The organism is Enterococcus camelliae (assembly GCF_042685105.1).
Classification (GTDB): domain Bacteria; phylum Bacillota; class Bacilli; order Lactobacillales; family Enterococcaceae; genus Enterococcus_G; species Enterococcus_G camelliae.
On sequence record NZ_JBHUMO010000052.1, the window covers coordinates 61,150 to 67,367 of the forward strand.

Here is a 6,218-nt window from a genome sequence, read left to right on the forward strand (position 1 = left end):
AAATTGACATCTTTTTGTAACTTGCTGAAAATTAGCTGCAATAATGCAATGGTATAATGTCTCCAGACGAAGAAAGGATTTGTGAAAAGCCATGATTGAAATGCAGGATGTTTTGAAAAAATATTCAAACGGTACGACCGCCATCCGAAACATATCCGTATCGATTAATCAAGGTGAATTTGTTTATGTTGTTGGGCCTTCAGGTGCCGGAAAATCAACGTTTATCAAATTGATGTATCGAGAAGAGAAAGCAACGAAAGGAACATTAAAAGTTGCCGGTTATGACTTATTAAAAATAAAGAATCGAGAAATTCCCTATTTAAGAAGAGAAATAGGAGTTGTCTTTCAAGATTATAAATTACTTTCGAAAAAAACTGTTTATGAAAATGTTGCGTATGCAATGCAAGTAATTGGCAAAAAACCACGCGAAATCAAAAAAAGAGTAATGGAAGTTTTGGATTTGGTTGGTTTAAAGCATAAGGTACGTGTTTTCCCTAGTGAACTTTCTGGTGGAGAACAACAACGAGTAAGTATTGCACGAGCCATTGTAAACATGCCCAAAGTATTAATCGCAGATGAACCAACCGGAAATTTAGATCCGGAGAATTCATGGGAAATTATGAGATTATTGGATCGGATTAATTCTCAAGGAACGACAATCGTTATGGCCACACATAATAGTACGATTGTAAATACCATTCGTCATCGGGTAATTGCGATTGAGAACGGACGTATTATTCGAGATCAGGCGGAAGGAGAGTACGGATACGATGATTAGAAGATTTTTCCGCCATTTATTAGAAAGCATAAAGAGTTTAAAACGAAATGGCTGGATGTCAGTTTCCTCGATCAGTGCAGTTGCAATCACACTTAGTTTGTTAGCTGTTTTTGCAGCAATTATCCTAAATGCTGTTAAATTAGCTGATGATATGGAAAATAATGTGGATGTCTCTGTTTTTGTTGTTACAGGAGCCAATGAGAATGATAAGAAAGAATTAGAAAAAGAATTGAAAGCAATTGATCATGTTAAATCAATTACGTTTTCTAGTAAAGATGCCCAACTAGAAAAAATAAAGGGAAGCTATGGTAAGTCTTGGGACCTTTTTGAGCAAGATAATCCTTTGCATGATGTGTATATTGTCAGTGCAACTGATCCTCAGTATGTGAAAGGAATTACAGCAAAAGCTAAGAAAATGACTACTTATGTTCAAGACGCACGTTATGGTGATGATTTGTCTGATAAAATTTTCAGTATTGCCAAAGGTGTACGAACTTGGGGACTTGTTGGTTCGATTTTACTTGTGTTTATTGCAATGTTTTTAATTTCCAATACCATTCGAATCACCATCTTGTCTCGTCAACGAGAGATTCAAATTATGAGACTTGTGGGAGCTAAAAACGGATATATTCGTTGGCCGTTTTTCTTAGAAGGTGGTTGGATTGGTCTATTAGGGGCGGTTATTCCTGTTTTGATAATCATTTTTGGTTATCAAAAATTTTATTCCATCGCTAACCCTATTATGCTACGGTCAAATTATTCATTGGTCACACCAAATGAATTTATGTTCCCAGTGGCAGTTGGTGTACTTATTTTAGGGATGGTCATTGGATCAATTGGTTCTGTTATTTCAATGCGCCGCTTTTTAAAAGTTTAATTTACGAGTAGGTGTCCGAATGAAGTTTAAAGATGTGGCTGTCTTTTAAACCTCATTCGGAATTTTTTTATGGGAGAATACTTGCAAGGAACAAAAGCTTTAGGTAAACTAGATAAGATCTGATTAGATGGAGGTAAAAATATGGCAAAGCCAACAATTGCAATCGTAGGACGACCAAATGTCGGAAAATCTACAGTATTTAATCGAATAGCTGGAGAAAGAATCTCGATTGTTGAAGATACACCAGGAGTGACCCGCGACCGTATCTATGCTACAGGGGAATGGCTTGGAAAAGAGTTTAGTATCATTGATACAGGTGGAATTGATTTAGGTGATGAACCGTTTATGGAGCAAATCAAACACCAAGCAGAAATTGCGATTGATGAGGCCGATGTTATTGTCTTTGTAACAAGTATCCGTGAAGGAATTACGGATGCAGATGAGCTAGTGGCTCAGCTTTTATATCGGAGCAAAAAGCCTGTCATTTTAGCAGTGAATAAAGTAGATAATCCTGAAATGAGAGCAGAAATTTATGAGTTCTATTCACTAGGTTTAGGAGAACCTTACCCTATTTCAGGTAGCCACGGGCTTGGTCTAGGAGACGTTTTAGATGAAGCTGTGAAGTACTTTAAAGAGGATCAAGAAGAAGTTGATGAGAACAAAATAAGATTCAGCTTAATTGGTAGACCAAATGTTGGTAAATCATCATTGATTAATGCCATCTTGGGGGAAGATCGTGTGATCGTTTCTGACATCGAAGGGACAACAAGGGATGCTATTGATACGCACTTTACAAGTGATTCTGGCCAAGAATTTACAATGATTGATACTGCAGGAATGCGAAAACGAGGCAAAGTGTATGAGTCTACTGAAAAGTATAGTGTGATGCGTGCGATGCGAGCAATCGAGCGTTCCGATGTGGTTTTAGTGGTCCTTAATGCGGATGAAGGAATTCGGGAGCAGGACAAAAAAATAGCTGGTTATGCTCATGAAGAGGGTAGAGGCATCATCATTATTGTCAATAAGTGGGATTTGGTTCAAAAAGAAACCAATACGATGCGCGATTTTGAAAAAGAAATTCGTGAGGAATTTCAATATCTTGACTATGCGCCAATTCTATTTGTTTCGGCCAAAACAAAACAACGTTTAAGTCAATTACCTGAATTAATCGAAAAGGTTAGTATGAATCAAAATATGCGAGTGCCGTCTGCTGTTCTAAATGATGTGATTATGGATGCGGTAGCAATTAATCCGACACCAACAGATAAAGGGAAAAGACTAAAGATTTTTTATGCGACTCAGGTTGCTGTAAAGCCACCAACCTTCGTTATCTTTGTAAATGAAGAAGAGTTGATGCATTTTTCTTATGCACGTTTTTTAGAAAATCAGATTCGGAAGGCCTTTGTCTTTGAAGGAACCCCAATTCGTATCATACCAAGAAGAAGAAAATAGTGATTTTACCACAGATTGATTTTTTTTTCAAAGAAAAATAAGAGATTCAAAATGAATCGTTCTTTTCGGTAAGTTGTAAAATGAAATGCATAAAGAAATAAACAAAAAAATCATGTAGATACGTTATACTTAAAAGCGACAAAACCATAAGTATGAAAGAGGTATCTACATGACTAAAGCCAATTATACCACAGAAAAGCGTCACTTTAAGCACCTTTCTGACATCCAACGTGGAAAATTAGAACAACTGGCGAAATGCGGTACCTATACACAAGCTGAAATGGCGTGCGAATTAGGAGTCAGTCAATCGACTGTTTCCCGCGAATTGAGACGCGGAAAAACGCGCCAACTTGACTATCAACGCAATTATTACGAACAGTATATTGCCGTCTCAGGTGCACGAGTCTATAAAGAAAATCGCGCAAACTCGCATGCGAGAGATCATCATAAGTATTCTTCAGCCTTTCTTGCTGCTTTGTCAGAAAAGCTAGTACCCAAGAATGGGCTACGGCTTCACAGTGTGGATACGTTTGTGCAATCCTATAGGAAGTCGCATCCGGAGGAACGCGTGCCATGCACGAAGACCGTTTATGCGTTGATCAATGCTGCTGTGCTCTCAATTCGTAACATTGATTTACCTATGAAGACCAGGATGCGACCACGAAAGAAAACAGTTTCAGCACCGAAAGGCCGCAATGCTAGACACTTAGGCCGCAGTATTGAACAACGTGCGCCAGAAGTACTATCAAGAGAAACCTTTGGACATTGGGAAGTTGATTTGGTCTTAGGGAAGAAAACAAAAAATGAGCCCGTCATCATCACGATGGTTGAACGAAAAACGCGCTACTTTCTCACAAAAAAAGTTTGGGGGAAAAGCGCCGCATTGGTTCAAAAAGGCGTACTTGATTTAATGAAAAAACAAGGGCTAGAACAATTCAAGACGCTAACCACGGATAACGGATCTGAATTTTCCACGCTATCTCTCATCGAAGAAAGCTCCTCGGGTGTTCAGGTATTCTTTACCCATGCGTATGCCTCTTGGGAAAAAGGTACAAATGAAAGACATAATCGTATGCTCCGGGAATTTATCCCGAAGGGTGTCACTCTGAGACCCTTGCCCTACTCGCACTTACACGCAATAACCGATACAATCAACAACAGACCAAGAAAAATAATGGGCTACGCAACACCTGCAGAACGACTTCAGGAAGAACTGGCAAAATTAAAAACCGCATAAGGTGGTTCGTTGGTTCCGTAGGATAAAAGAATAGATTGACTGAGTCAAGAGCCGCTTCGCTTCTTCTCTTGACCCAACCAACCTATTCTTTTGAATCAGAACCACCAACAATCCACCCAAAAAATGGTAAGAGGCATCTTACTGCCAGACAAGGGTTAAACCGTTGGTAACACTGGATTATTGAGTAATTCGCTGTCTATAAAGGTTTTTTGATTTTTTTATGCATTTGATATTGCAATTAAGCAATCGTTCTTTTCAAAAAAAAAACGGTTAAAAATCGCTAAAATCCTTGATATTAAGGCATTCTTATGATAACGTATTAACAGAATATTGATGACAAAGGTCAATATTTTTACTATTGCTTGGACCACTCAAGTAATAGAAAGTAAGTAGAGAACAAGTATTCAATCAGGAGGTGAAAATATTCCATGGCAAACAAAGCAGAATTAATCGAAAAAGTTGCTGCAGCAACAGACCTTACTAAAAAGGACGCAACTTTAGCTGTAGACGCAGTTTTCTCATCAATTCAAGAAGCTTTAGCAAACGGAGAAAAAGTTCAATTGATCGGTTTCGGTAACTTTGAAGTTCGTACACGTGCAGAACGTAAAGGTCGTAACCCACAAACTGGTGAAGAAATCAAGATTCCTGCAAGCAAAGTTCCTGCATTTAAACCAGGTAAAGCATTAAAAGACGCTGTTAAGTAATCTTTTAATATTTTTTTTGAAGATGAATAACAAAGAGGATAGTCTTGACTATCCTCTTTGTTTTATATTGGTTCTTTGTCAATTGCTGTTGTTTTGCTCAAATCGTATGTTAGGAAATGCTTCGGCATTTCCTTTTTTGCGTTATTAAATGATTTCACAGATGTTCTGTTGAATCAGGACACGCATCCGAAGATGACGAAAAGTCCGAAATCCAAAAGCAATTCTTTTGATTACTTTGATGAGGTTATTCTTTCCCTCCAATTTTCCGTTTGAATAGGGATAGAGATATTTTAAGGAGTTTGTGATGGCTTCTGTGTGCTTTTTCAGATAACAAATTGCCTTTTTAAACCCATCATTCAAGGAATGTGGCAATGATTCAATGAGATTGAAAAATTCAGTAAAATCTTTTGCATCAAAAGCAGCTAATAACTCTTGATAGACTTCATAGCTTTGTCGTAGTTGGTTATCTATAGAGAGTAGGTAATCAAGCACCTCTGACTCCGTCATGTATTTCCCTTGGAAGAGGGGAAATTGCTTAAAAGAGGTGTCGTTTAGTTTCGTATTTTTCTTTAGGATTGTTCGCCAATATTTTTTCAGCTTTCGGTAATCTTTTTGCGCTTGTGGATCGCTTTTCTTTAGCTGCTTCATTGTCTGAATTCGTTGGGTATTAAATGCACGCGTCATTTGTTGGATGATGTGGAAGCGATCGATAGAGAGTCGTGCATTTGGAAAGACTTCTTTCGTCACTGCATCGTAAGAGGCGTTCATATCCATCACGATGTGTGTCACACGTTTTCTGGCTTTTAAGGGAAATCGTTGGAAGTATGCCCGTAACTTGAATTTGCGCCGATCATCTAAGATATCAAAGATTTTTCCAGTATCAGCATCACTAATAATAAAGCACATCGCTCCTTCACAATCACGCGTTCCTTTGAATTCATCAATTAGAAGATGCTTGGGAAGAGAATTGATTTTTTTTCGTGGCTCTTCAAAGAAGCTGTCTAAGACGCGCTCAACGGTTTTTGTGGAAACAAAATACCGCTGTGCAATATCCTTCATTGAGATTTTTTTCTTCAAATCCACAGCAATCGCAAATTTTAAGGCCTGTGAAATGTAACAATTTTCCGCTACATAATAGGTTTTGGCAGAAAACGTATGATGGCACTGAGT

6 protein-coding genes are annotated in these 6,218 nt (G+C 38.1%); 5 read left to right on the forward strand and 1 reads right to left on the reverse strand.

Features of this window, described 5'->3' with window-relative positions; genetic code table 11:
- The first annotated feature begins 91 nt into the window (after nucleotides 1–91).
- The 5 genes from ftsE (at nucleotide 92) to ACFSR0_RS08945 (ending at nucleotide 5,048) form a co-directional block, all read left to right on the forward strand.
- Nucleotides 92–778 (forward strand): cell division ATP-binding protein FtsE, encoded by a 687-nt coding sequence (gene ftsE / locus ACFSR0_RS08925; protein ID WP_379981997.1) that lies wholly within the window; start codon nucleotides 92–94, stop codon nucleotides 776–778.
- Complete coding sequence (gene ftsX, locus ACFSR0_RS08930; RefSeq protein ID WP_379981999.1) at nucleotides 771–1,655, forward strand: permease-like cell division protein FtsX; 885 nt, start codon at nucleotides 771–773, stop codon at nucleotides 1,653–1,655. The genes ftsE and ftsX overlap by 8 nt, the downstream gene beginning before the upstream one ends.
- Before the next feature lie 141 nt (nucleotides 1,656–1,796).
- Nucleotides 1,797–3,107, forward strand: coding sequence for a ribosome biogenesis GTPase Der (der, locus tag ACFSR0_RS08935; RefSeq protein ID WP_379982001.1), 1,311 nt, complete (start codon nucleotides 1,797–1,799; stop codon nucleotides 3,105–3,107).
- Between the two features lie 169 nt (nucleotides 3,108–3,276).
- Entirely contained in the window at nucleotides 3,277–4,344 is a 1,068-nt protein-coding gene (locus ACFSR0_RS08940; protein ID WP_379982003.1) for an IS30 family transposase, read from the forward strand.
- Between the two features lie 428 nt (nucleotides 4,345–4,772).
- Nucleotides 4,773–5,048, forward strand: a complete 276-nt coding sequence (locus ACFSR0_RS08945; protein ID WP_007208657.1) for an HU family DNA-binding protein — start codon at nucleotides 4,773–4,775, stop codon at nucleotides 5,046–5,048.
- Nucleotides 5,049–5,192: 144 nt separating this feature from the next.
- Here ACFSR0_RS08945 and ACFSR0_RS08950 read toward each other — a convergent pair.
- Nucleotides 5,193–6,218: ISL3 family transposase (locus ACFSR0_RS08950; protein WP_379982006.1), on the reverse strand; the 1,026-nt coding region annotated here is incomplete at its 5' end.

What these genes read in the sequence shown, in the direction of transcription:
- der (WP_379982001.1), top strand. Translation starts at nt 1,797, where the DNA reads ATGGCAAAGCCAACAATTGCAATCGTAGGACGACCAAATGTCGGAAAA.
- ftsE (WP_379981997.1), top strand. Translation starts at nt 92, where the DNA reads ATGATTGAAATGCAGGATGTTTTGAAAAAATATTCAAACGGTACGACC.
- ACFSR0_RS08940 (WP_379982003.1), top strand. Translation starts at nt 3,277, where the DNA reads ATGACTAAAGCCAATTATACCACAGAAAAGCGTCACTTTAAGCACCTT.
- ftsX (WP_379981999.1), top strand. Translation starts at nt 771, where the DNA reads ATGATTAGAAGATTTTTCCGCCATTTATTAGAAAGCATAAAGAGTTTA.
- ACFSR0_RS08945 (WP_007208657.1), top strand. Translation starts at nt 4,773, where the DNA reads ATGGCAAACAAAGCAGAATTAATCGAAAAAGTTGCTGCAGCAACAGAC.